The sequence below is a fragment of the Methanosarcinales archaeon genome, from assembly GCA_014859725.1.
Taxonomy (GTDB): domain Archaea; phylum Halobacteriota; class Methanosarcinia; order Methanosarcinales; family Methanocomedenaceae; genus Kmv04.
Genome location: JACUTQ010000002.1, coordinates 1 through 25,874, shown reverse-complemented (window position 1 = coordinate 25,874; position 25,874 = coordinate 1). Strand labels below are relative to the sequence as shown.

Annotated in this window: 27 protein-coding genes, 1 tRNA gene and 1 pseudogene; 13 read left to right on the top strand and 16 right to left on the bottom strand. The window is 42.4% G+C overall.

Annotated features, from left to right (window positions below; translation table 11 throughout):
- Nucleotides 1–393 precede the first annotated feature (393 nt).
- The 5 genes from IBX40_00415 to IBX40_00395 all read left to right on the top strand — a co-directional run bounded on the left by IBX40_00415 (nt 394) and on the right by IBX40_00395 (nt 4,859).
- Complete coding sequence (locus IBX40_00415; GenBank protein ID MBE0522792.1) at nt 394–1,089, top strand: energy-coupling factor ABC transporter permease; 696 nt, start codon at nt 394–396, stop codon at nt 1,087–1,089.
- Nucleotides 1,086–1,367 (top strand): energy-coupling factor ABC transporter substrate-binding protein, encoded by a 282-nt coding sequence (locus IBX40_00410; GenBank protein MBE0522791.1) that lies wholly within the window; start codon nt 1,086–1,088, stop codon nt 1,365–1,367. The genes IBX40_00415 and IBX40_00410 overlap by 4 nt, the downstream gene beginning before the upstream one ends.
- 28 nt (nt 1,368–1,395) lie before the next feature.
- Nucleotides 1,396–2,175: a cobalt ECF transporter T component CbiQ gene (gene cbiQ / locus IBX40_00405; GenBank protein MBE0522790.1), complete on the top strand. Its 780-nt coding sequence runs from the start codon at nt 1,396–1,398 to the stop codon at nt 2,173–2,175.
- Nucleotides 2,176–2,184: 9 nt separating this feature from the next.
- Entirely contained in the window at nt 2,185–3,522 is a 1,338-nt protein-coding gene (locus tag IBX40_00400) for an ATP-binding cassette domain-containing protein (protein ID MBE0522789.1), read from the top strand.
- Nucleotides 3,523–3,836: 314 nt separating this feature from the next.
- A complete protein-coding gene (locus IBX40_00395; protein MBE0522788.1) occupies nt 3,837–4,859 on the top strand; it encodes a permease in 1,023 nt (340 codons plus the stop codon).
- 84 nt (nt 4,860–4,943) lie between these two features.
- Here IBX40_00395 and IBX40_00390 read toward each other — a convergent pair.
- The 6 genes from IBX40_00390 to IBX40_00365 form a co-directional block, all read right to left on the bottom strand.
- Nucleotides 4,944–5,021: transfer RNA gene (locus tag IBX40_00390), tRNA-Pro, on the bottom strand.
- Nucleotides 5,022–5,094: 73 nt separating this feature from the next.
- Nucleotides 5,095–6,996, bottom strand: coding sequence for a threonine--tRNA ligase (locus IBX40_00385; protein MBE0522787.1), 1,902 nt, complete (start codon nt 6,994–6,996; stop codon nt 5,095–5,097).
- A gap of 159 nt (nt 6,997–7,155) precedes the next feature.
- Complete coding sequence (locus tag IBX40_00380) at nt 7,156–8,118, bottom strand: class I SAM-dependent methyltransferase (GenBank protein ID MBE0522786.1); 963 nt, start codon at nt 8,116–8,118, stop codon at nt 7,156–7,158.
- 41 nt (nt 8,119–8,159) lie between these two features.
- Complete coding sequence (locus IBX40_00375; GenBank protein ID MBE0522785.1) at nt 8,160–8,816, bottom strand: DUF2150 family protein; 657 nt, start codon at nt 8,814–8,816, stop codon at nt 8,160–8,162.
- A gap of 56 nt (nt 8,817–8,872) precedes the next feature.
- On the bottom strand, nt 8,873–9,673 hold the full coding sequence (locus IBX40_00370; GenBank protein MBE0522784.1) for a rhomboid family intramembrane serine protease: 801 nt from the start codon (nt 9,671–9,673) through the stop codon (nt 8,873–8,875).
- Nucleotides 9,673–10,350, bottom strand: a complete 678-nt coding sequence (locus tag IBX40_00365; protein ID MBE0522783.1) for a methyltransferase domain-containing protein — start codon at nt 10,348–10,350, stop codon at nt 9,673–9,675. The genes IBX40_00370 and IBX40_00365 overlap by 1 nt, the downstream gene beginning before the upstream one ends.
- Nucleotides 10,351–10,517: 167 nt before the next feature.
- On the opposite strand from IBX40_00365, the gene mer reads away from it, so the two are divergent.
- The 3 genes from mer to IBX40_00350 are packed head-to-tail and all read left to right on the top strand — an operon-like array spanning nt 10,518 to nt 13,129.
- Entirely contained in the window at nt 10,518–11,498 is a 981-nt protein-coding gene (mer, locus tag IBX40_00360) for a 5,10-methylenetetrahydromethanopterin reductase (protein MBE0522782.1), read from the top strand.
- Nucleotides 11,499–12,638 carry a Coenzyme F420 hydrogenase/dehydrogenase, beta subunit C-terminal domain gene (locus IBX40_00355; GenBank protein ID MBE0522781.1) on the top strand — a complete coding sequence of 380 codons (1,140 nt, stop codon included), beginning with the start codon at nt 11,499–11,501 and terminating at the stop codon, nt 12,636–12,638.
- Nucleotides 12,611–13,129, top strand: coding sequence for a nicotinamide-nucleotide adenylyltransferase (locus IBX40_00350; GenBank protein ID MBE0522780.1), 519 nt, complete (start codon nt 12,611–12,613; stop codon nt 13,127–13,129). Before IBX40_00355 ends, IBX40_00350 begins: the two co-directional genes overlap by 28 nt.
- A 57-nt stretch (nt 13,130–13,186) precedes the next feature.
- Here the strand turns inward: IBX40_00350 and IBX40_00345 are convergent.
- From IBX40_00345 to artA, 6 genes and pseudogenes are all read right to left on the bottom strand, one after another.
- Nucleotides 13,187–14,088, bottom strand: a pseudogene (locus IBX40_00345) (hypothetical protein).
- Nucleotides 14,089–14,153: 65 nt separating this feature from the next.
- A complete protein-coding gene (locus IBX40_00340; protein MBE0522779.1) occupies nt 14,154–15,545 on the bottom strand; it encodes an MFS transporter in 1,392 nt (463 codons plus the stop codon).
- Between the two features lie 23 nt (nt 15,546–15,568).
- Entirely contained in the window at nt 15,569–16,240 is a 672-nt protein-coding gene (locus tag IBX40_00335; GenBank protein MBE0522778.1) for an endonuclease V, read from the bottom strand.
- A 51-nt stretch (nt 16,241–16,291) separates the two neighbouring features.
- Entirely contained in the window at nt 16,292–16,993 is a 702-nt protein-coding gene (pssA, locus tag IBX40_00330; GenBank protein ID MBE0522777.1) for a CDP-diacylglycerol--serine O-phosphatidyltransferase, read from the bottom strand.
- 1 nt (nt 16,994) lies between these two features.
- Nucleotides 16,995–17,645: a phosphatidylserine decarboxylase gene (locus IBX40_00325; GenBank protein ID MBE0522776.1), complete on the bottom strand. Its 651-nt coding sequence runs from the start codon at nt 17,643–17,645 to the stop codon at nt 16,995–16,997.
- A gap of 2 nt (nt 17,646–17,647) precedes the next feature.
- On the bottom strand, nt 17,648–18,529 hold the full coding sequence (gene artA, locus IBX40_00320; protein MBE0522775.1) for an archaeosortase A: 882 nt from the start codon (nt 18,527–18,529) through the stop codon (nt 17,648–17,650).
- A gap of 162 nt (nt 18,530–18,691) precedes the next feature.
- Between artA and uppS the strand changes: the two genes are divergently transcribed.
- The 4 genes from uppS to IBX40_00300 all read left to right on the top strand — a co-directional run bounded on the left by uppS (nt 18,692) and on the right by IBX40_00300 (nt 22,357).
- Complete coding sequence (gene uppS / locus IBX40_00315) at nt 18,692–19,657, top strand: di-trans,poly-cis-decaprenylcistransferase (protein MBE0522774.1); 966 nt, start codon at nt 18,692–18,694, stop codon at nt 19,655–19,657.
- A 68-nt stretch (nt 19,658–19,725) separates the two neighbouring features.
- The gene (locus IBX40_00310; protein ID MBE0522773.1) at nt 19,726–21,063 is read left to right on the top strand and encodes a hypothetical protein; all 1,338 of its coding nucleotides are present in this window, start codon (nt 19,726–19,728) and stop codon (nt 21,061–21,063) included.
- 36 nt (nt 21,064–21,099) lie between these two features.
- Nucleotides 21,100–22,077: a hypothetical protein gene (locus tag IBX40_00305; protein ID MBE0522772.1), complete on the top strand. Its 978-nt coding sequence runs from the start codon at nt 21,100–21,102 to the stop codon at nt 22,075–22,077.
- A gap of 1 nt (nt 22,078) precedes the next feature.
- Nucleotides 22,079–22,357 (top strand): hypothetical protein, encoded by a 279-nt coding sequence (locus tag IBX40_00300; protein ID MBE0522771.1) that lies wholly within the window; start codon nt 22,079–22,081, stop codon nt 22,355–22,357.
- Here the strand turns inward: IBX40_00300 and IBX40_00295 are convergent.
- From IBX40_00295 to IBX40_00280, 4 genes are all read right to left on the bottom strand, one after another.
- Nucleotides 22,302–22,808, bottom strand: a complete 507-nt coding sequence (locus IBX40_00295; protein MBE0522770.1) for a deoxyuridine 5'-triphosphate nucleotidohydrolase — start codon at nt 22,806–22,808, stop codon at nt 22,302–22,304. The two genes, IBX40_00300 and IBX40_00295, sit on opposite strands and share 56 nt — an antisense overlap.
- Nucleotides 22,809–22,938: 130 nt before the next feature.
- Nucleotides 22,939–24,879, bottom strand: coding sequence for a hypothetical protein (locus IBX40_00290; protein MBE0522769.1), 1,941 nt, complete (start codon nt 24,877–24,879; stop codon nt 22,939–22,941).
- A gap of 13 nt (nt 24,880–24,892) precedes the next feature.
- The gene (locus IBX40_00285) at nt 24,893–25,105 is read right to left on the bottom strand and encodes a hypothetical protein (protein ID MBE0522768.1); all 213 of its coding nucleotides are present in this window, start codon (nt 25,103–25,105) and stop codon (nt 24,893–24,895) included.
- A gap of 139 nt (nt 25,106–25,244) precedes the next feature.
- Entirely contained in the window at nt 25,245–25,445 is a 201-nt protein-coding gene (locus tag IBX40_00280) for a hypothetical protein (GenBank protein ID MBE0522767.1), read from the bottom strand.
- A gap of 118 nt (nt 25,446–25,563) precedes the next feature.
- Here IBX40_00280 and IBX40_00275 point away from each other — a divergent pair, with 118 nt between their 5' ends.
- Nucleotides 25,564–25,773, top strand: a complete 210-nt coding sequence (locus IBX40_00275; GenBank protein MBE0522766.1) for a hypothetical protein — start codon at nt 25,564–25,566, stop codon at nt 25,771–25,773.
- The last annotated feature ends 101 nt before the right edge of the window (nt 25,774–25,874 follow it).

Below are 25,874 nucleotides of genomic sequence, written 5' to 3'. Positions count from 1 at the left end.
CCGCAGGTTAAGAACCAATCCCTAGTACATCGATCAAACCAGGACCAGAAGCAAAGCCCCTGTTGGTAACCTCACCGGCAAACACGTTGTCGGGTCCCCGGGAGGGGCAGCTGTAACCATAGCAGTCCCCAACGCCATGCGGCGCATAGGCTGGGGTGTATGCTAGTGAGAGTGGAGGGAAAACTGTTATTTCATCTTTGTTGTCAGCGGTTTCAAATTATTTTATATCACCACTGCCTTTGATTCAACCAATATGGTTGAAAAAAGTATGGCTTAGCAAAGGTATTATGACTATCAAATCTGAGATTATTAAATAGAAACCTTTTTAAATGTTAAATCTACTTATCAAGTTTACTTGTTATAAAACAAGTAAACTTGATTTGGAGAATCACTATGCATATTATGGAAGGTTTTTTACCCGGTCCCTGGTGGCAATTCTGGTTTGCAGTATCGACTCCTGTAATATTTTATGGTGTCTATAAGTTAAACAAACTCATATCTGATAAACGTGAGATATTACCTTTACTGGCTGTAGCTGGAGCATATATATTCGTACTCTCCTCCCTTAAACTACCTTCAGTAACAGGAAGTTGTTCTCATCCAACAGGGACCGGATTGGCTGCTATTCTATTTGGGCCGGCAATATCAGCGGTTCTTGGAGTTATAGTATTGCTGTATCAGGCCATGTTTCTGGCCCATGGCGGTCTGACAACCCTGGGTGCTAATGTTTTTTCTATGGGTATAGCTGGCCCGGTAGTTGCCTATATTATATTCAAGTTCGGTATGAAATTAAATCTTAATTTCTATCTAACTGTGTTTCTGGCGACCGCACTGGCCGATTGGGCTACATATGTTGTTACTTCCCTGGAACTTGCCCTGGCATTTCCGGCACAAACCGGAGGTGTGCTTGTATCGTTCAAAGCATTTGCAGCCATTTTTGCCTTGACACAGATTCCTCTTGCTATTATCGAAGGAGCTTTTACAGCGCTTATATTCAAATATGTAATCCAGGTCAGAAGTGATGTTCTGGTAAAACTTGAAGTGATCAATGAAAAGACCATTCATAAGATCAAGGAGTTGTGGGTATGAAAGGAGAACTTATTGTCGCTGCAATTATCCTGATATTCGTGGCCCAGTTCCTATACATTTCTTCTTCTACCGATGCTGAGTTTAGTGGTGCAGATAGTCAGGCCGAGGGTGTGATTGAAGAATTGACAGGGGGGGCCTATGAACCAATAGCTGAACCTATATGGGAACCTCCAAGTGGTGAGATCGAAAGTCTTCTATTTGCACTTCAAGCTGCCATAGGAGCTTTGATCATAGGTTACTTCTTTGGATATTATAAAGGGAAAAATCAATCCACATGATTATGGAATTTCAATGTGAGAATTCATTATGAAAAATCTTATTGATGACTATGCGTTAATGAGCCCCTTAAGATATAGCAACAACTGGCTCAAACTGGCTATTGTAGTCTTCGGGTTACTTTTCGGTGTGTCATCCACATCACCCGTAATTATTTTTATTATCGCCATTTGTATGAGTTTCGCAACGGTTTATATCGGAAAAATTCCCATTCGATTTTATATAAAGCTCATATTTGCACCGCTGGTATTTGCCGTGATGGGATCGATCATCATATTGTTATTCTTTGGATCAGGCAATGAAGTATTCCGTATCAGCATTGTAAATACTACTCTATCTGTAAACAGGGAAGGATTCAATATGGCAGTGCTGGTGATATCAAGGACAGTAAGTGGAATGTCCTGTTTGTTCTTTCTTGCTCTTTCAACACCCATGGTCGAGCTTTTTTCTGTTATTAAGACATCAAGGATCCCAGAGCCTTTGATCGAACTATCAATGCTGATGTATCGCTATATATTCGTATTTCTGGATGTAGCTATGAATATTAAGTATGCTCAGACTGTTCGACTGGGATACAAAGATTTTAAAAGTTCAATTCGTTCGATGTCCATGTTGCTGAGCACTCTATTCATACGGTCATGGGAACAGGGAGAAAAAACATATTTGTCTATGAATTCCAGGTGCTATGATGGTAAATTGACCATCTCCACCCCCAATAGACCGGTTAAAATATCTGAAGTAATTCTAACCTCTTCATATTTCGTCTTCATCATGGCCACTTCGTATGTCATAAATTATGTTTCTATTTGAGGAAAAATCATGAATATTTTAGAGACAAAATATCTTACATACTCATATCCGGATGGAACTCTGGCCGTTGATGGTATTAACATTGAAATTAAAAAAGGAAAAAAGATAGCTTTTATAGGACAGAACGGATCTGGAAAATCCACACTATTTTTACTATTGAACGGGACCTTGAAGCCTAAAAGTGGTGAGATTTTGCTAAATGGCATACCATTTGGATACGATGCAAAATCGCTTCGTGAGATCCGGAAAAAAATCGGGGTCGTTTTTCAAAATTCAGATGACCAGATATTTGCACCCACAGTATATGATGACGTGGCTTTCGGTCCAAGGAACCTTGAATTTCGAACAGAAGAGGTCGCAAACAGTGTAAACAGTACTCTTGGATATATGGGTCTTACCAAATTCAAGGACAAACCACCCCATTATTTAAGCGGCGGGCAGAAAAAGAAAGTTGCAATAGCAGGCGTTGTTGCCATGGAGCCGGAAGTGATAATTCTTGATGAGCCCCTATCCAATCTTGATCCGGTGGGTGCGGACGAGGTTGTGGATATGCTAAATGAGTTCAATCATTTAGGAAAGACCATTCTCATCTCGACCCATGATGTTGACCTGGCATCAACCTGGGCTGATATCATATATGTCATCAATCGTGGTCAAATCCGTGCATCCGGACATCCACGCAGCATTTTTTCAGATCGGACACTTATCGAGCAGTCAAAATTAAGACTTCCGACCATTGTTGAGACCTACAGGGAATTCGAAGCCCGGGGGATAGCTGAAGGACATGTTCCCATGACTATACTGGACCTTGTGGATTCCATGGAAGCCCCCATCACGGATGTCAGATGTGCGGTGGCTGACTGCCCCTTACAGGAGGGGCAAAAGGTAGGCCTCATAATGAGTGAAGGTACAATTTTGGCTGTTGCAGATTTTCAAAATCATGTTACAGGCAGAACGCTGTCGGATGCAGCAGCAGGCAACGAAGTGCTGGTAGAGGATGTTACTGGATCACTGATATCTAAAACAGGGACTATCCATGTGCTGAAAATCCCACGTGTCATTGAAGGCGGGTCTAATCAGGTTAACATTGAAATGATCTGTGGAATGATGTTAGGATTTGACAGGGTGGGTGCTATGGGTACATCTGCCAAGGTAACATCCAGAAAGGCAGCTATTCACCTGAATTTTGAGGTGGATGTTATACAATCTGCCATGCTGTCTGCACTGAGGGGGCTTAACTGCCTGGTATTGGCCAGCGGTGGTATGGCCGAACTGGTGATGGAACGGGTAAGTGAGCGCAATAAGAAAGGTATTCGCCAGATATACTGTTCAATTGAAAACATCTGATTTCTGTTGCTACCGCCTGGATTCCTGAAATGTCCAGTGCGAGATCGATGACGTCAGCTACTTCAGCCGGATGAGTGGTGACCGCATCTACTGGCGGCCTGGGTGCCAGAAGGTTGACCTTAAGCAATACCCGATCACCCGGGAAAACAATACTTTCCGGCCGCAGTGTATAAATGGACACTTGTGTGTCTTCAAAATTCGATGCCATCTTTCTCATTTTCCCTGAACAAGCATAATTTTGAAAAATTAAATATTTTTCCAGCAAGGCATTTCAAATATGCTTAAATACGAGTATTTCAATATATTTTGAAATGATGAGTGTAGACATATTATTCTATGCAGGTATCAATGCTTTGAAAGAATATCTGGCCCTTCATGTAATCCTGTGCCTGGTGCCGGCTTTTTTTCTGGCAGGTGCCATTGCCTCCCTATTTTCCAGAGAATCAATACTAAAATATTTTGGTGCTGATTCCCCAAAATACATCACCTATTCAGTAGCCGCAGTAAGTGGAATACTATTAGCGGTATGCAGCTGCACTGTCCTGCCTTTATTTGCCGGGATCTACAAGAGGGGAGCAGGGATCGGCCCAGCTACTACCTTCCTGTATTCAGCTCCCGCCATCAATTTGCTGGCTATTGTATATACTGCCCAGATACTGGGTCTGGATATCGGGGCTGCCAGAGCCATTGCAGCTATAGGACTGTCCATTATTATCGGTTTGGTCATGTCGGTTGTATTTGAGAAGAAGAAAAATAAGTCAAATTTCAGTTTTTCAGGAGATGATAAACACCTGAAGACTACAATAATTTTCCTGCTTCTGGTAGCCATACTGGTATTTGCAGGTACGGTTCAAACACTAATTGGAAAAGCTGGTGTGTTATTAATTGTGCTTTTGACAATTGTTCTTTCCTGGCGCTGGTACAGCCATGAAGAGTTAAAGCACTGGATGCAAGAGACCTGGTTCCTGGTTAAACAGATCACTCCGCTACTGTTAGTAGGCGTGTTCATGGCCGGGGTTATTGTAGAACTGCTGCCCGGCTCATTGGTGGCTGCGCTGGTTGGAGGGAACAGTATTTCCTCTAATTTGATAGCCTCGGTCTCGGGTGCGTTAATGTACTTTTCAACACTTACCGAAGTGCCCATTATCAGTGCTTTGACAAAGCTGGGAATGGGAAGGGGACCGGCCCTTACAATGCTGCTGGCAGGCCCGGCACTCAGCCTTCCAAATATGCTGGTGATAGCCAGGATCATGGGTACCAGAAAAACAGTTCTTTATATCTCGCTTGTGATCGTGGCGGCAACAATTTCAGGATTCATTTTTGGAATAATTGATTGAGGTGTTATATTTGAAAAATATCGAAACAATATCGGTCATTTGCGATTTGGGAAAAAAATAATCAGAAAAAGACAGATGAATCAATGGTGGGACAGCGCGGATTCGAACCGCGGTCCAAGCGTCCCAAACGCTCGAGGATCGGCCAGGCTACCCTACTGTCCCATTGTGAAATGTAGCCTTCTGTAATCGTTACTCAATTAAAAGCCTTTCCATTAGAAAAACGAAAATCCTCACATTAAATGAATTTTGGTCTGGTTGACAGATGCACAGGCAATGCCAATCCTTTATAGGGCAGTCCGGCAGTTTCGGCCTGTATCCTGGCAGACAGGTCCCAGGGCTTAATTTTTACCTGCTTCGGTTTCTTTGGTTCACTTTCTGAGCGGATGGTAACGGTCAGTTCACCCTTTTCAAATTCTTCGTCACCAAGCACCGCAACATAAGGGATCCATTCCATACCTGCGTCTCGTACCTTTTTACCCACGCTCTCGTCCCTGTCATCAATATCCACCCTGCAACCCAGCATCATGGCCACCTCCTCTGCCGCTTCCCTGTGCCTGTCTGCTATGGGGATCACCCTGACCTGGGTTGGTGACAACCACACCGGGAACATGGGCACTCCTCCTGCCTCGGTCCGCATATAGTTCTTCTCAAGCAGTCCATAGATTATACGCTCAATAGCGCCGCTGGGCGAGCAATGCAGAATAGTGGGACGCTTTGCCTCCCCGTCCTGGTCAATGTAACTGATATCGTACCGTTCTGCATTCTCTACATCGATCTGGACCGTTGATAGTGCACTGGCTTTATCCAGGGCATCAATGTAATTGAATTCGAATTTAAGTACGAAATAAAAGAATCGCTGGTCCCACATCTCGATAATTACCGGTTTATTAACTGTACGGGCCAGTTCTGTTATGAATTCCTTGTTTTCCTCATAGAAATCGCGAGTAAACCGAATGGCTACCTCATAATCATCAAGTCCCAGGCCCATGTCATTCAACACGCTGATACACATATCATACTGCTGTCTGAACTCAATTATGGCTTGCTCCATTTCACCAGCAAGGGTGTGCATATCTGGCATGGTAAAAGCACGAAGACGCCTTAAGCCTACCAGCTCCCCACTCTGTTCCTTACGGAAACTGTAGCGGGTCATCTCGATCATCTTCAGGGGCAGGTCCCTGTAGGATATGGTCATATCGTGGTTCATAAGGAACTGACCGAAACATGCGGCGAAGCGCAGGAACAGACTCTTCTTGTCTGCATCAATGGAATACTGCCTGGCCGGAAAGCGGTCCAGGTATTTTTTCAGGGTAGGGTGATTCATGTCATACATGATCGGAGTTTCCACTTCCATAGCTCCCATTGCCGCCGCCCTGTCCAGCACATAGGTCTCGAGCAAACTTTTGATAAGACGACCCTTGGGATAGAAACGCATGTTACCGCTATCACTTCCCGGTTCATAATCAGCGATCTCAAGCCGCCTCATCAGTTCCACGTGGGGAGGTGTGCGGTCCACGGCACGACTTTTAGATACTTCATAGTCCCTGAACTTACTAAGGTTGTCATGGCCTGAAAAATCAAAATCCTCAAAGCTGTGCAATTCCCCGTCAGGGGTCAGGATATGCCAGTATGATTTTGCTTTTTCCTCGGCTTTGATGGCCTCGCTTATCACTTCTTCTTTCTCTTTGCCGGGAGTAGCTGTCGTTTCTGCAGATTCATCAACCTTGATGGTTCTGGAAAGTTCAGACAATGGATGACCTTTACATTTAATTTCAAAGGCCTTGTAAAATCCGAATGGTGCCCGCTTAACATTGAACTCATCCTTCAAGGCGGCTTCCAGGTCCTTTAAGACTTTGACTGCTACTTTTGGCGAAGACAGGGAACTGCTGAGATGGGCGTAAGGATAGAGCATGATATTTTCAGCTTTTACCTGTGCTGCCACCTTTTTTATCTCTTCAAGAGTTAGATTGACAGCTTTTTCAGGGTCTGATTCATCTGCTTTTTCAACTGCTATAAACACTGTGAGAGCTTCGTCAAGTCTGCCATGGCGCATTTCATCCTCTATCTTCTCAGCCACGGGAGTTTCTTTTTTGACCTCATATTCTATATAATCTGAATGGATGAGTAGTATCTGCATAATATTGTCACCGTAATTTTGGTATGAGATACTGTTTAGATTAAATAAGGATTTTGTTTAAGGCTATGGTATTGAATTCAAATTGAAGATGTGTTGAAAATCTTGTTCTTACCAACAGTACGAATTAAAAAAGAATAAATCGATATATAGTTCCAGTTATTAACGCTTCTGTCCCAGGTATACCCACTGATCATATATCCCGTTATTATCAGTGTTGTCAATCAATTCACCCACTGCCCCTAAGCTGTCCAGCACCTCTTTTAAGATATCCATTTCTTCCCGCTTGTTAACAGTGAACAACAGCTGTCCACCAGGCTTGACCACTTTCATGGACTCCCTCATAATGGTTATCCAGATATCTTTATTGAAAACGTATATGGTCCCGAGCATGAATCCGATAACCGAATCAAAGGAATCCTCTGAAAAGAAATGTGTTAACCTTGTAGCATCCATCACAACCGAGCGTTCAGGTTTCAACACCATATGCTCAAGTCCCTGGCATATTTCGCAGCGGTCATAATCTGTTGTCAAAGGAAAGATGCCCAGTTTTTCCAGCGACATGGTTGCCATCCCATTCCCGCAGCATATTTCCAGAACCTGACCCGAAGTATCAAATCTACTGCCCAATTTTCCGAAGAGTTCAACGAGTCTTAGAACCCGGTTCTCAAAAAATACCATCTCATATGTTTCAGGCCCCTTTACGCACCCATCGCATAACTGGCGATTAACAAGGTTTATAGAAAAATATTCTCTTAGAGCAGTGTCCAATTCCTCTGATGTGGTTTTCATCGTTTTCAGGGAATTAACAGGATTAATTATTTTCTCAGCCAAACTGGAAAAATGTTCTGCAGCAGGAGATCGAATGCCGTTTCTTGCCACCTGATTGGTGAATATTGCCCAGAAAGCAGGATATTCTTTTGTTTCAGAATTAAAAATCGCCAGGCATACAATCTCATCCTCCTGTGTCTTCAATACCCGAATCTCTGAGTTCACCTCTCCTGATTCTATGATCTGGTGCATGAACCCCAGAGTCTGGTTAAGTTCATTTAGACTGCTGCAGCCATCTTCCGGTAAAAATAAGTTCTCATCCTCGGAAAGTTCCAGGATATTATGAAGCAGCACAGTATCCTACCTTTAAATATTAAAACCTGAAAAGATCGTTATTATTCATCAGGTTCGTCGAATTTGTAACTGTCATCCCCCATCATGGCTGCTGCCAATGAATCCAGACCGTCCATCCATTCTGCCACCAGACCATACGGAATATCCGATATCATTTCATCTGATATCTCAGCCCCTTTCAAAACGTTGGCTCCAAGGACTGCAATATAACTAAGGGCCGCACCGGGGTCATTCTTCTCTTCTGAAGAAACAGCATTTTTAACAAGTTCAACCAGATCAACAGAATTATCGGCACCTTTTTCGATATAATATTCGCAGGAGGCAAACACACCGATAAGTGAGGTCTGCAATGAATCGACCATAAGGTCTATGGATTCACTTATTGGATCGAGGGGTTTTAACACAACGTCCCGGATCTCAGTCAATGCATCGAAGGCCCCATCCAGTGAGAGTTCTTTACTATCGAATTTAGCGATTAGTTTCAAGCATGCAAGTATGATATCATCTCCCATGTTGACAAATATCTCACCTGATTTTCCCGCATCCTCATCATCTTCCTTGAGTTCAAACCCACTTTCTTTGACCTGTTCTATCCAGTTGTTCCATCTTTCGTTTGAATAAAATGGGAATATGATCTTAGACTTGGGGCTAACTGCTGGCTCTTTTTCTGCTTTTCCTTTTTTCTTTTTTTTCGCCATAATTGTAATGCTCCTGCAATTTGCTATTCAACCTGGACCATATTATATTTTGCGACTCACCATGGTGAATAGATTGAACCTTCCTTCTTTAGTTTAAATGCCATATAAAGCCCGAACAGTAGTCCGGACAGGTGAGCGCCATGTGCGATCATATCGTCGGCACCAATAAATAAGAGATCATATAGACTGAATAATATCAACGCATTTATAATTTTCATTGGAAAGAAATATACCCTTATTTCAGGGTCAAGAACTGCCAGGCATGCAAAAATCCCGTATATTGCTCCGCTTGCACCAAGCACTGGTGAAGGGGAGAGGATCATATGTCCGATAGCAGATAACAGTCCCGCACCAAAATATACCTGCAGGAATTTTATACTGCCGATCTTTCTCTCAAGTGTAGGGCCAAAAAAGAACAATACCAACATATTAATTAATATGTGGCGAGTTCCTCCATGTAGAAACATGTATGTAACTATAGTCCAGGGACGGTTAATGATTAATTGAGGAATTAACAAAAATAAATTGGTAAAACCAGGAATCAATAATTGAAGAAAGAACATCACAACTGAAATTATAATAAGGTAAATGGAATAATTCCTGGATATGGGAATTGCATAAGGAGATTTTGACCTTCGTTCAAAAAATGGAAGTCCAATTTTTCGCTTTCTGAATGTCTCTGAAACCGGCTGGTAAATGATCTTTCCGCTTTCTTTTGAATGTTCTTTAAATTTTTCAAGACCAATACAATCATGATTCTCTGGCAGGCGGTGTTCAGAGCAGTATGTCCACCCACAGAATTTGCATTTGTATGGCAGCATCTCTTTTTTTCCACAAATGGTGCATAGATTTGCCATTATTGGTTCGCCTCGCTGTCTTGGTTACGCACTGCTACCACATATATTTCTCTCTTTTGCGGCTCGATTACATGCTTTATCGTAAGTTCCAGTTCTTTTATCCTGCTCAGGTAATTATCATGTCCCGATCTGTTTGAAAGTTTTAATACCTGCAAAAGTCGTCCATCCGGTTTTAATAAAGGCAGCACTTTTTCAAGCACTTTGATAGAATCCTCTGGTGCTACAGTAATATCATTCAGGATCACATCTACTGGCTTTTCAGACATTTCAGATATTGGCATAGTGAACACATCACCTTTCATTATTGTGATATTATTCCTGGAAGCTGACAATTCTTCAAGCAAGTGTATGAAATCATTACTGTATTCGATACCTTTTACACGTGCGGCAATCTCTGATGCGTACTGAAGGAAACCTCCTGCACTGGAACCCAGGTCCAGTACATAGTCCCCTGGATGAATAATATTTGTCGTATCCTGAATGGATTTTAGTTTCAGGTATCCTGCTGGCACATCAATGTTTTTAACAACCTCGATCTTATTTGAATAACTCACCTGTTTGGAGGGTTTGTTTACAGGTTTGCCGTCAACTCTTACACCACCTTCAATGATGGCCTGCTTTGCCCTGCTCCTGCTTGCTACTTTCCCCAATTCAACTAAAAAGGAATCCAGTCTCATAATACGCCCGGTTTCAATACTTTCATAATAATGTCATTAATTTTATATAAATATCTATAATCTTATTTAATGCGTCTGCTTTATCCTTGGTCAGAGATCAGAATAAAACCAATATGCTTTTAAGCCAGTAAAGATTCAATACTTTTACAGTTAATGGAGGACATTTAATGTTTGGGATAGAATTTGTACCTAGCGATCCTGTTTTAAAGTTGGCTCATTATACGAAGCTGGCTGAAACTCAGGGTTTTGACAATGTGTGGATTACGGACCATTACAATAACAGGGATGTATATACTACCCTGGCTGTATTGGCCATGAATACTAATAAAATAAAACTAGGGACGGGAGTTACAAATCCCTACACTAGAAATATTGCAGTTACTGCTTCAAGCATAGCAGCAATTAACGAAATATCAGGGGGAAGAGCAATCCTGGGTATAGGACCCGGAGATAAAGCCACTTTTGATGCCATGGGTATCGAGTGGACAAAACCACTGTCCACTTCAAAGGAATCCATCCAGGCATTAAGAGAATTCTTTGCAGGTAAAAAGGTCAACCTGGACGGAGAGATGGTTAAGATCGCAGGCGCTAAAATGGCGTTCAGTGCTGGTAAAATACCCATCTATCTGGGTGCACAGGGACCCAAGATGCTGGAATTAGCAGGCGAAGTGGCAGATGGTGTACTGATCAACGCATCCCATCCAAAGGACTTTGAGATTGCTATCGCAGCCATTAAGAAAGGAGCCGAAAAAGCAGGCAGAGATCCAAAAGAGGTTGATGTTGGTGCATATGCATGTTTCTCAATAGATAAGAATGAAGAAAAGGCCATTAATGCTGCCAAGATCGTAGTGGCATTTATTGTAGCCGGTTCACCTGATGTGGTACTTCAACGACACGGTGTCGATGTTGCTGCAAAAGGAACAATCGGAGCAGCCATTGGAAAGGGTGACTTTGGTACTGTTATGGGTGCAGTCACTCCTGGAATGATGGATGCCTTCAGTATCTGCGGCACACCAGAGGTCTGTAAAGAGAAGGTCGCTGCATTGCAGAAGATCGGTGTGACCCAGATCGTTTGCGGATCCCCAATCGGCCCTGATAAAGAAAAATCCATAAAACTAATAGGAAAGGAAATAATCGGAGGAAATTAATTGAGCGCTGAGATCCCGGTTCCTCAACTGGGGTTCCCGAAGATATATCAAGTAGTGAAAAACGTGCTGTGTACAGCATGCGGCGGATGCGAGGCCATCTGCCCCATGCAGGCAGCCCGGGTGAATTTATACGACGAAGCAAACTATGATAAGTTCAGTCCAACAGTAGATGAACCCTCTATTATCAAGCTGTTCAGCGAGATAAGCAGGGAGGACAATTACTGTGAACACAGGCAGTGCTATGTGGATTGTAAAAATTGTGTCACCTGCCAGAACTGTCTTGCATGCCAGCGGATCTGCCCAATTCTGGATGGTTTCCCTGGTGATGATGAGTTCGATAATATCATCGAACAGCGGGTAGGTAAGAGTTCCCTGCATGGTCAGGATGGTGCTGTAGTTACCGGTATACTGAAATCTCTGTTCGAACAGGGCGAGATCGATGCTGCTCTCAGTGTATCCCGAAACGAAGATTGGGAGACCGAGGTTGTGGTGCTGACAAGAGCTGACCAGGTTACCAGTGTTGGTGGTACCAAATATACCTATGAACCGGTCATCTCAAAACTGCGGGATGCTCTTAAGGATTATGAAAAGATAGCTGTAGTTGGCACTCCATGCCAGGCACATGCAGCGTCCTTGCTCCGTGAGAACCTGACCGATAAGATAAAACTGGTCATTGGACTGATCTGTATGGAGAGCTTCACCTATGATGACATGGGCGAAAATATTATCCCTAATGTCATGGGACTGGATCGAAAAGCTGTCAGAAAACTTGACTTTGCCAAAGGAAAGTTCGTGGCAGAGACTGCTGATGATAAAAAAGCGGTCCCCATTAAGGAAATAGCTCACATGGCCCGTAAACCCTGCCATCACTGTATGGATTACACATCCTATTATGCAGATATCAGTGTGGGTAGCGTAGGCAGTCCTGACGGCTGGAGTACCATATTTATCCGCAACGAGATCGGTAAGGAATACCTGGATAAGGTTCAGGGAATGGAATATGACGAAAAACCCATTTTCATGGAGATCATCCAGAAGCTCGCAGCCCAAAAACACAAGAACAATTCTTGGGACTACCAAAAGTTCAATGAAGTGGTCTGGGCTGGCGGAGAATGGACTCCAGAAGAGCATTCTACATAGGACGATTCCAACCGTATCATTTGGGACACCAGACAGTACTTGAATCCATCGCACATGAAGTAGATGAAATCATAATCGGCATCGGAAGTGCCCAGGCCAGTCATGAGCCGGATGATTTATTTACTGCAGGTGAGAGGGTACTTATGATGACAAAGGCACTCCAGGAACTGGGTGTCAGGCATTATATTATACCCATTGAGGATATCAAGCGCAATTCTGTCTGGGTATCCCACATTATTTCTATGACCCCTCCTTTTCAGATTGTATATTCTAATAACCCGCTAGTAATACGCTTGTTCGAAGAGGCCGGATTTGAAGTAAGGCAATCACCTCTGTACCAGCGCGATAAATATTCCGGTACTGAAATTCGCCGCAGAATGCTGAACGAAGAAGAATGGGAATCTCTGGTGCCGCCTTCTACTGCAGACATCATTAAAGAAATAAGCGGCGTTGAGAGATTAAAGATAATTTCTGGTAAAGACTCTGTTTAAGGATCTTATTAATTTTTGATTAACTAAATCCCACGTGAAAAAAAAAGGAAAAGAGGCCTATTTTTTAAATTGTGCGTATGCAACAACCGCCTCTTTTACTCCCCATCTAAATGCCACTACTATGGCGAATCCCCAGGCCAATGGTCCCAGGAATATATAGAATATGCTGGTATTCACCAGCATGACATCCAGGGCCATCAGGATGATGATGATGAACAAAAATCCTTTTAATAATGGTGTAAACACATCGGCACCTTCTACCTTCATGCCTTTCATTATGGAACTGATATAATCCATAAAGAAGTCTATTGCTAGCATTCCTATGATTAATATGATTATACCAGTGAAAAGACTTGGCAGGTAGTTCATTACCTGGATCATGAAATTTGTTATCATGTTAAACTGCAGGATCTCTACAGATGCTGTGATAAATAGCAGGTATCCAAATAATTTAACCAATCCTGCTATTATGGATGATGGGGTCAACCCGCTTGCAGATAGGGGCTTTCCAATATCACTTTTCACTATCTGATCATCAATACCTGTGGCAATTAGTACATTTTTAATTAAGCCTGATATAAAATCAACTAGTAATAATCCAATAATCAATACTATTAAAGCAGTAATAATAAGAGGAATGTATTGAATTAGCGTTGTAATAAATTCAGCAACCACTTGTATATCTAACAGCTCAATAATGATCACTGCAAAGATCAGATAAATAAACCATTTGATTACAGCACCGAAAAATCCGACAGTACTATATCTCCGATCATGGTTTTGTTAATTAGATCGTCAAGGCCGATTTTGTCCAGGATTCTTGATCCAATCTTACCAAATAATTTTCCTAAAAACAATCCTAAAATTAATAGAATGATGACTGCGACCAAAACCGGAATAAAGGCAATGAACTGATCAATCATTCCATATATACTATTCAATATCTGTGAATCTACCATAATTAACCCTCCTTTCAATATTAATTATTCCCAATATACAGGGAAACCCTATACAAATATTCAATTTAATTGTATTTTAATTTACCTCTTACCAGTGAGGTCAAAACACCAATACCACAAATAAGTGCGGCTACCATAAGGGCATCATGAAACCCACCTAAAAATGCCGATTCTGGGGTAAATCCAGCGGTCTTAAGGGTTTGGGAGCTTCTGGTAAATATTACTCCAGCGATGGCAATACCGGTTACCATTCCAAGATTGCGGACCATTGCAAGCATGCCTCCTGCTATACCAAGCCTGTTTTTGGGCACAGCTCCCATGACTATACTGTTATTTGGGGATTGGAATAATCCCATACCTAAACCAACAAGAGCAAGCCTGATAATAATATCATAGAAACTCGACCCCATCCCCAGATCGCTAATAAGCCACAGGGCCAGACTTGTGATACCCATCCCAGCACTGCTAAGTTTGAATGAATTCGTCTTATCAGAAATCCAGCCGCTGACAGGTGCCACCAATGCCATGACCAGAGGAATTGCCATATATATCACACCTACATGCGTGATATTGTAGCCTAATATATTCTCCAAATAATAAGGGATGAGAAGAGTTACGCCAGACATTGCCACGAAACTGAGGAAACCGCTCATATTTGAAGCTGAAAACGGTCTGTTCCTGAAAAGAGACAGTTCAACCATAGGCTGACTGGTTCTGTTTTCCACGATTAAGAACAACAGTAAAAATACAGTAAAAAGAATAAATAATCCTAATATCTCCAGAGATCCCCATCTCAGTTCCTCTCCCTGGGTAATTCCCAAAAGCAGTGCAGTCAGGCTAATGAACATAAAAACAGCACCCAGAACATCGAATTTCTGTTCAGCTTGAACCTCATCCGGATGTAACGTCTTTAAAGCATAAACCGTTCCCAATAAACCGATCGGGATATTGATATAAAAAATACTCTGCCAGCCTATCCAGCCTATCAAGAAACCGCCAAGTGCCGGTCCTGCCATAAAACCGATGCTCACCACAGTACCTATTAGTCCCAAAGCCTTGCCTCGTTCTGTATGGGGGAAGACATGCGTGATAATTGCCGGACCATTGGCCATGATCATGGCGGCTCCCAGACCCTGTACTACACGAAATGCGATCAACTGGCCAGCTGTAGCAGAAAAACTGCATAGCCCGGACCCCAATGTAAAGATCAAGAGACCAAGAATAAATACGGGTTTTCGGCCATACATATCCGAAATCCGTCCCAGGGTGAGCAGCAGGGCCGTTATGGTCAATAAATATGAAAGTATCACCCATTGAATAGTGGTAATATCAGTCAGGAAGTATTTTGTTAATGTAGGCAATGAAATATTTATGATACTGCTGTCAAGAGTGGCCATGAACACTCCGATAGAAACCACGAACATGGCCTTCCATTTATAATTAGGATTTTCGTTCATTGAAATCTCGATCTCAGGATGATTTAATTGTGCTTTATTGTTTTCTTAATTCTGTTTACATAATTGTGGGCAAGAAAGCACGGTTCAGGCAGTTTGTGACCTTTTAACATATTCTGAGTTATCTCAAGTGATCCTTTCATGCTCACCCGGTGACCTGGTGCTACCACAATGGACCTGCACCTCTGGCATGATTTGATGAGCCAGCCCACCTGCTGTGCTTTGAACATCAAAGGATTCACGTCCCCGACCTGTATCGGCTCATCTCCCTCTCCGCATAATATATTCTTTGCTACTCCGATGGTAGGTAAGTCCAATGCCACTCCCACATGAGTGGCAAGCCCGGCGCCCCGGGGATGGTTGATTCCGCATCCATCTACCATCAGGATATCTGGTTCATGGTTCAATTTGGAGAAGGCAGATGTGATGGCTGGCCCTTCCCTGAAGGAAAGAAAAGTGGGAATGTAAGGATATTGAGCAGTGTCTTGATGATAAACTTCCTCAATAATCTCCAATGATCCATAATCAATTACCACAATACCGGATATAATGTTGTTTTTATAGAATGCCTGATCCACACCACCCACAATAGCAAGATCAGGATAATCATCATATAAGATGACCTTCTTTCTGACCAGTTCCTGTGCATGGATAAGGGATGGAGTTGAAAGGTCATCCGGAAATAGTGAAGTGCTCATAATTACATCACTTTATCTATTGTTTATGTGATCATTATAAAAGGACAAGCTTCATTTTCTAATTATTTCTTTTAATTTCATAACAGGACTAAAAATGTATAATCCAATCAGGATACACGTAATACCTGCTATTGCATGTGTTTTTTCTAGATCCCCTAAATAGAAAAATACAATTAACAATAATAATAAGAATAAAGTTGAATACATTACCCTGAAATCTTTGATCTTTGTATATGGTACCCTGCTCACCATCAATCCACCAAGAAGTACCATTAATCCCAGGAGACCATAGGAAAATAACTTAAAGTTAAGTCCTTCGAATGTTAGTATATATAATGTAACTGCAAGACCAGATGTTGTAATGGGCAAACCTCTGAATCCGGATTTATAATTGATAGCATTAAACCTGGCCAGTCTTAAAATGCCGCAGGCCAGGAATGTCCCTCCAACTATACAGATCAAATAATGGTATTGTGTTGCAAGTAAAGAATATGCAATAACAGCAGGTGCAACTCCAAATGAGATCATATCGGCCAGTGAATCAAGTTGTTCGCCCAATAATCCATATTCTAATCTTCTGGCAATTGCACCATCAATACCGTCTGTAATCACAGCCATTACAATCAGGATCGAGGCATTGGAGGTATTTGAATTATCCTGGACAACCATTAGGATGGCAGTAAAACCTAACAGTGCATTCACCAGGGTTACAAGGTCAGGAAGCTTGATCAATCGAAATATGCTGTCATTCAAGTTATTCACCTTTATTATTATCAGGAATTGCCCCCGAAGCTTCATCCACTTTCCTGGCTACTATAGATATGGCCGCTTTGACCCTATCGCCTTTTTTTATTGTTAATGCATATCCCTCTGGGGGTGTTATGTCCACACGGCTTCCGAACCTGATCATTCCGATCCGCTCGCCTCTGACCACTCTATCCCCCACATTGAAATATGTATCAATCCTTCTGGGCACGGTACCAGCTATTTGTGTCATTTTTACCAAACCGTAATCTGATTCGATACATATTGTATTGCGTTCATTTTTAAGCGAATCCTTGAAAAATGCAGGTAAATAACCGCCATCCCTGTGATGCATCTTAACAATCTTTCCAGAAACAGGGGCCCTATTGACATGTACATTATGGAAGTTCATAAAGATACAAGCCGTATTTCCCCTGATATCCACTACTTTCCCATCAGCCGGAGATACGATTCCCTCATCAATTCCCCCAACTGGTCGTTCCGGGTCCCTGAAGAACCATATAAAAAGCAAATCCAAAAGAAAAACAAGAGCAGATTCCTTTGCCAATAATTCCGAATCCAGGAAGAAAGCTGCAATTGCCAGGATAATTGCAACTACAAAAATCCCGCCTAATAGCGTATCTGTATTCCGGGCAAGAATGGCTAATCACTCCTGAAAATATTCCTGACATCCTCCTTAATTAACAGCCAGAGGTTGTCGATAAGGTCGAGAAGTTCGGGAAGCAGCTTTAATACTGCATAAGCAATGAATAATAATGCAACTCCTGATCCTCCTTTTGCGATGATATGATGCCCAATATAGAAACTGGCCGATTGGTGCAGGAAATATTCATTTCCAAATAAATGTACTATCATCGGGCCGGTTCCAAACCACTTATATCCATATGCTCCTATTACAAACGTGTTCCTGATTAGGTTTAAGATGTAGATTACTGGAATTGAAGCCATTAATGCCATTAGTACTTTTTTTCGATCTGCTTTTATTCCCAGGATCAATCCAAAGAACAGGGCAATGCTCTCGATGGCTGTACAGGCAAGAATGATCTCTACTCGATATCCTTCAAGCATTATCATATTCCAATCCAATCTGATTACAGGAAATCCTGCCTGCTGGGAAAGCCAGAAGGTTTGTGATGTAACAGTAGAAATTAAAGAATGGTTCAATGATTCAATCTGCGCAAAAGGAAAATAGAACAGCGCACCGATAGCAGTTACAGTTGTAGCTGCCATCAATGTTTTTGTTATATTAGTTTGATTGTCCTGCAGCATACCTTTATTGGATTTTAAGTAAGTAATGAACATGAGATGAGCGATGATCAAACAGATCAAAGCCACAACAAGCATTAAAATTACCATTGAAAAATCACCTTCTTTTAGGTAATAAAACGGTTGAAGAGCCCAATACGCAGCAAAAAATATCCATCCCATACCACCGATTGGCATCCTATAAGATTTAAATTTGCTGGGTAGTATGGCTGCAAGGATAAAAAAAATCAATGCCATCCAAAGAAAATTAACAATCATAATAAATTAGCCCTTTTTTTCATTATTTTTCTTTCTTTATGGTGATACCAGTATATAATATTCCATTATACTTGATATATTTATAATTACAATCGAATTATTTAATAAATTGATAACTATTTAAATAATTATTTGTATTAGTTTATGCAAATGGTTTTGCATATGGGGTATAGTATCAGAAAAACGATTAACAATATTCTGTATTCTGGATACGAACGTCTCCTCACTTCAGAGATCAGAGAATTCAGAGTCCCTGAACATATCGCAATTATTATGGATGGGAATCGTAGATTTGCCTGCAAAAGTGGTAAGTCTACCCAACAGGGATATATCCAGGGTGCAAACACTACAGAAAATGTGCTTGACTGGAGTTATGAATTTGGTGTTAAACAACTTACACTCTATGCCTTCTCTACAGAAAACCTGAACAGGCCAGAGGATGAAAAGAAAAATTTGTTCGAATTGATCGGAATCAAATTAGAGGAACTTATTGATGATGACCGCACCCATCAACGAAAAATGCGAGTTCGGATTCTGGGTAATCTAAACTTGCTTCCTTTATCTCTTCAAAAAACTGCTCGCCAGGTAGAAGATATCACCAAACATTATGGCAATTTTTATTTGAACATTGCCATGGCCTATGGAGGGCGCCAGGAGATTGTGGATGCTGCAAAGATAATAGCAAATAAGATTCGAATACGGGAACTTGCTTTATCAAACATTGATGAGAACATCATTTCGGCCCACCTTTACCCTTCAGATAGTCTGGCGGTTCCTGATGTGGATCTTATTATCAGGACTGGAGGTGATGAGAGGATATCTAACTTCCTGCCCTGGCAGGCCAATGGAAACGAATGTGCTGCCTATTTCTGTGCACCGTACTGGCCCGAGTTCAGGAAAATAGATTTTCTGCGCTCAGTTCGTACATACCAGACAAGAGAGCATGAACGGCAAAAAAATACAGTACTCCGTATTATAAAGCTCCTGAGCAGCACTGGATCTGTTGAAGTAGACCAGGTGGTCAACATGAGTCGTAAAGCAGCTGACATTACATCTGAAGAAGTATTTACCATCCTGAATGAATTATCTGGCAGTGGCGAAATGGAGCATGTTGCCCTGGTATGGTAATCCGGGAATGGTCTGTATTTAATTTTTTTTTAAAAAACTTTAATAATCAATATCTCATCATTTAGGTGATGGACATTGAAGGTTATGCTAAACGGGCTCTATTACTTGGTGAGAATACAGATCAAATTGAGGAAAGACTTACAGAAAGGATACTTGAGATCAAAGGTAAGAGGATTACTCAACTTTATGCAAGAAAACTTGCTCACGCCGTACTTGTGGAATCACAGGCAACCCTGAGATTAGAAAAAGGAATTCTAAGACCAGTAGAATCAAACGTTACCATGGGCCAATTCGGAGTGGGCAGCCGGGGTGCAGGTGATTTTTATGCTCATGAAAAGATCGCCCAGGTAATCGGTAAGACCAAGGCTGAGGTGGACACTTCTCATCTTGATGACTCTGGTGTAGTTAAGACTGATTCCGGAGAGTATCTGGTTGTAACAGTGGATGGGATCCACAGCCGGTTAAGCGATTATCCGTTCCTGGCAGGTTTTCATGTGGCTCGGGCAGCACTTAGGGACATATATGCTATGGGAGCGCGACCTCTGGCTATGCTGTCTGATATCCATGTGGCTGATGACGGGGATGTAGGTAAAATATTTGATCACATTGCCGGGATTACTGCAGTATCTGAATTGACAGGTGTGCCCTTAATCACAGGCAGTACACTGCGTATCGGGGGAGATATGGTCATTGGGGAGCGCATGACTGGTGGTGTGGGTGCAGTGGGAATTACTCAAACCATTTCTTCCAGGATAAAGGCTAAACCCGGAGATGTGATATTAATGACTGAAGGAGCCGGGGGCGGAACGATCTCAACTACTGCGCTGTATTTCGGCATGCATGATATTGTGAATGAGACTATAAATATCAAGTTTATTGAGGCTTGCGAAGTTATCATGAAGGCTGGATTACTTGAGCAAATCCACGCCATGACTGATGTAACAAATGGCGGTGTGCGTGGAGATGCAAAAGAGATTTCCAGGACAGCCGGCGTGGAACTGATTTTCCATGAAGAACGGATCAGGCCATTGGTACATCCTAAAGTACTATCCATGTTGGAAGGACTGGAGATCGATTATCTGGGTGTGTCCCTGGATGCACTGCTTATCATTACACCTCCTGAATCTGCTGAAGCTATCCTCGATGAATTGAAAGAAAATGGGGTGTCTGCTGATATTATCGGCGAGGTCAGAAAAGGTAGCGGCGCGAGACTGGAGATTGATGGCAAGATTATAGATTTTTCACCAAGGTTCAGGGAATCGGCCTATACCCCAATTAAAAAACTGGTAGGGGAAGTGGAACCACTTGATTTTAAAGATATGTGTGAAAAGATCGATAAGGCGGCATTAGATGCTATTAAAAAGAAGGAAAAAGTAATTGAACGAATATTATCAAAAAAATTTTAATATATATGAAATAAATCATTAAGCGGTGATAAAATCATGTGTTTTAAATTAATATTTACTTTATCTATTTATTTATTTTTATTTTCACCATTTATTGTATATGCAGACACAGCTACACCTGTCCAATGGGAACTAAACCTGGGTGATAATTTAGAAGATACAATATATGATATTGCCCGGACTTCTGATGGTGGTTATATTGCTGCAGGTAAAAAATATTCTGTAAATACCTCTGAGGATATTTATGTGGTAAAACTTACTGCATCAGGAGAAGTGGAATGGGAAAACAAGTATATAGCATCTAAAGAGGATTTTGCAAATTCTATCAAGCAGACATCTGACGGAGGATATATTGTCTGCGGTGGAACCTATACTGAGACTGAGGGAGTTAATGATTTTTATATGTTAAAATTGGATTCTGCCGGAAAAGTTGAGTGGGAACAAAAGTCTGGTGGGAACCAGAGGGATGTATGTGAAGCTATCATCCAGACCAAAGATGGCGGGTATTTGGCAGCAGGGGATACCTGGCTGAATTTTTATGATAGTGATATTTCACTCATCAAATTTGATCCAAATGGTAATATTGAATGGGATCTGGGTATTGGCATGGGCGAGGAAGATGGTGCATATGACATCCAGCAAACTCCTGATAATGGATACATCATTGGAGGTTATACCCGGTCGGTCAGCGATTTGAGTTATGATGCATACATAGTTAAGACTGATCATGAAGGGACTGTTAAGTGGAAATCAGATTTTGGTGGCAGCGGCGATGATCAGTTCTATTCCATTACCCAACAGGATAATGGATACGTAGCAGCCGGATACACCAAATCTTTCAATGAATTTTCTGATATTTACGTAGTTAAGGTGAACCTGGATGGAGAAAAAGTCTGGGAGAAAGTCTATGGCGGGGATGATACACAGGACGATGCCAGGTCAATAAAAAAGACATCTGATGGCGGGTATATATATAGCAGGAAAAACCAACCAGTATTCATACGGATTATATGATATGAATCTTTTAAAACTTAACAGGGATGGTGATCTTCAGTGGACCCAGGTTTTCGGAGGGCAAAACAGTGAGATGGGATATTCCGTACTACAGAGTTCAGATAAAGGGTATGTTATTGCCGGTCAGACCAAATCGTTGGGCGGCGGAGGAGATGCATATATTGTCAAGACAGAAGGTTCTGAAACCGGCACTTCCGGCCAGGAAATTGTAAACACGATTACCTCTATTTATTTTCATTTTGATAAATTCCGCTGTAACCTTCATCAACCCTGCTGCTGAGTTTGAAAAAGATCAGCTGTACGACCCTTGCATTTCGTTTTAACCTGAAACCATCCGGGTTATGTACTACTAACAGACTCTCACTTCGACCGCTATAACCTGCATCCCAGACCGCGGTCTCCAGGGCGACACCACAGCGCAGCAGGCTTGAACGAGCCCGGGCAATGGCTGCGATACCGTCGGGAATGTTCACTACCTCGTTGTAGATGATCTTGTAGATGCCTGGTTCAAGGTTGAGCCAACCATTTTCGTCGAATTCCAAGGCATAAGTATCTGGCAATTGCCTTTCAGCATTATCAAAGGCAATGGAGCCAGCCCCTTCTAATCGATGGACACTTTGCAGTGTCATCTCGATGCCGTTGGGCTGGGTCTGGACGGCAGGGTCGATCATATGTTCGATTAATGAAGGACTGGTGTTCTGTGCTTCTATGAGTTCCTGTTTTGAGAGCATTGGTGGTACCTCAATAAGTATTGTTATTTTAGCACTTATCAATATCGATATTAATTACTGCTCCTTTGCAGTGATCATGGTGTAATGCCATGTGCACGGTGAGAGTATCTGCCGGCAAATTACACAAATCCTATTTAACTGCACTGAACTCCTTCCTCACTCTCTCAACCAGCTTCCTCTTCCCCTTATTCTCAGCAGCAAATCCCCTGATAAACCCTGACCATTCAGATTCCTTCCCTATTGATACGTAAATATCTCTGATCGCCAAAAGCAGCATTATCGCTTTATCATAATGGACATGGGAACGCAAAATATCCTCGTTTATCCTCATTCTGCATAGAGCTGCCCCCTCCTCAGGTGACTTCTCTGCCGCCGCCATTGCGACCTGTGCTACAAGTTCCACAGGCATATCGTTCAAGAACCTGCCTGCCAGCACGGCAGCAAGTTCCGGCTCTTTTTTCATGAGATACGGCAAAAGCAGGACAGCTGTCCCTGCCATTTTCATTTTCAAAATGCGCTCTGTCAGATTGCACAGTTCCTCTTTACCTGATACATCCATCATCACATCAAGAAGCACACCAATGGGAGGGCGCCCGTCGATCCATCCCCGCTTAAGTGCCAGTCTTGTAAGTATAGCGGACTCGTGCCTCATCCCTTTATCTGCGGCGGCAGTGGATGCTTCAATTATGACGCTTGAAGATACAGGTTCTGCCAGGATCATTTCAGCTGCAGCATTCAATTCACCGTCATGCAGAAATGCCCTGACCGCACTGTCCCTGTTCACATGACCTGTGCGCAGCGCCGATCTGAACTCATCAAGCTTACCTGTGGTACGGAAGACCGCATTTGCTTTCTCGTATTTTTTTGCGTCAAAGCGACGCGACATCATTTCAAGTGCGGCAGCAAGAGACGTCTTGAAGTCTATGAGTTGTGGCTTATCTTTCACCATTACTTCAGCAATATCAAAATAAAGTTCACTCAAATGTGTTGTTCTCTCTCCTGGCAGTGCCATACCTTTTTTGACAGCGTCAAGTGCCTCCTCGAACTTCCCTTCCTGTGCCAGTACCTCTACCAGCCTGATATAATCCTCCCTGTCCTCAAGTTCATATTGAGCAAGCCGCAGCTTTTCATCAGGCTTTCCGAGCAGGTCATACAGCTCGACCAGTAATCCTATAATCTTATTCTTATTATACGTATAACTGAAACCGGCGCTGGTTTTTCTCAGTTGCTTCACTTTTTCCAGAAGATATGCTTCCACCCTAGGTATATTTTCCAGAGAAATGACATCTAAAAGCATTTCCTGCGTATCCAGACCGTAGTCTTCATCCTCAATAATAACAAGTATTTTTTCCAGAAGCTCATCTTTATAAGAGCGATCTGTAATCATTTTCATGCATTCTTTGAAATCTTCAACGCACCCTGATACAAAATCGCCCAGACCGCCGTCCGAGTCATCAGCACCTTCATCATATGCCGCCACCCCGCCTTTTACCAGCGCCAGATATATTTCAGATGCGCTTTTGTAAGACCCTTTCTCCATGAGTCTGTCGGCAGACTTTTTTATCTCTTCAAGTTTTCTGGCGGCATCCCAAATATGATAATAATCAAGTTCTCCGCTCACTATCCACCTGATTCTATCTGTCACTGCATCTATATTTATCTCAGGCTTTTCCCCGGCCTCAAAGGAAAATTCGGCAACAGAATCTGGATACAGTGTAATAAAAGTTTTTATAATGTTGATCAGTTCATCTCGGCTCATTTTTTCAAGGGAATGCAGGAAAACATCGGCATCGATGAATGATGAGGGTTCATCCGCCCATTGCAGAAGAAGGGCGGTCCCGTGCTTGCACATATTCCCCACAGGACATGAGCACTGGGTGCTTATATTCTGATCATCGATATAAGCTCTCGTCTCGTATGGTGCTGCCGCACTTCCCAGCACCTGAGCGTATAGCGTGTTCGCCATTTTTACAGGTCTGTGGACATGACCGCTGTCGTAGTAATCCAGTCCCCTGAAAAATGTTTTATCGCTAAAGATTTCCCTTATCGCATCTTCAGTCAGTTCTGTCATACTTCACCACAATTTAGTCTGACTGCCCGGTATTTCGCAGTTTGCGCATGTTTGATGGTTTTATGGCAATCCCACTTTTTTCTAATACTTCTTCCAAATTTTTTCCACAGTCTTCGCAGAAAAATGCTACAATACTGGAAAGATCCTCTTCACATAGTATCTCTGTGTATTCCCTTCCACAGTGACTGCAGGTTACGATTTTATCGATATATTTCTTGCACCCCATCAACATCACTGTATGTAAGAATTATCGCAAGCTATTAAGATTTGTGTATTTATTTCTTTTTGATGCCCGTTTTCACATAAAAGATGATGTTGTAATGGAACACGGATTGCACGGATGACACAGGCGTGCCGAGCTAAGCTCATATTCGCCAGCTGGTGAAAATCCAGCCTGAGGAAAGGCTAGCCACCACCTCAGAACTGAACCCCACACCCAGACTGGTAACAGGCTGATGTGAAGCTGGGGGGATGGGACAATAGGCCACAACGGAAGTGAAGGTTATAAGCCCCGAAATTCTGATGATCTTGGAAGCCGACGTTATCTGTGTAACGGAAGGCAGCATTCATACCACCATTAGTCAGCACCTCCAGTCTTGGAATATAGCAGAGAGCTCTGGGACACGGCAAGGTGATGTGAGTCCAACGGGGTCTAAGACCGTAGCATGTTATCAAACGGAGAATATGGGAACTCGGGAGGCCCAGTATGCTCTCCCTACAGGAGTATGCACTGTCAAGCCTATGGACGGTAAGATGGCGCAAATGGCATACTGGGAGTCGGATCAGTTCATAGTACTGATGAAGCAGGGTAATGCCTGTGGAGGGAAGGGACTGACAGAAGTACGATTGACATCAGGGGCACATCTACCACACTCAGAGGTGGGGAGTAGATGACAACAAAACTGGTGTCTAAGACTTTAGAAGCTATACTGGTTATAGCTTTGAAAGCTAAGGAAGATCCAAAATGTAAGTTTACGTCATTAGTACACTTACTT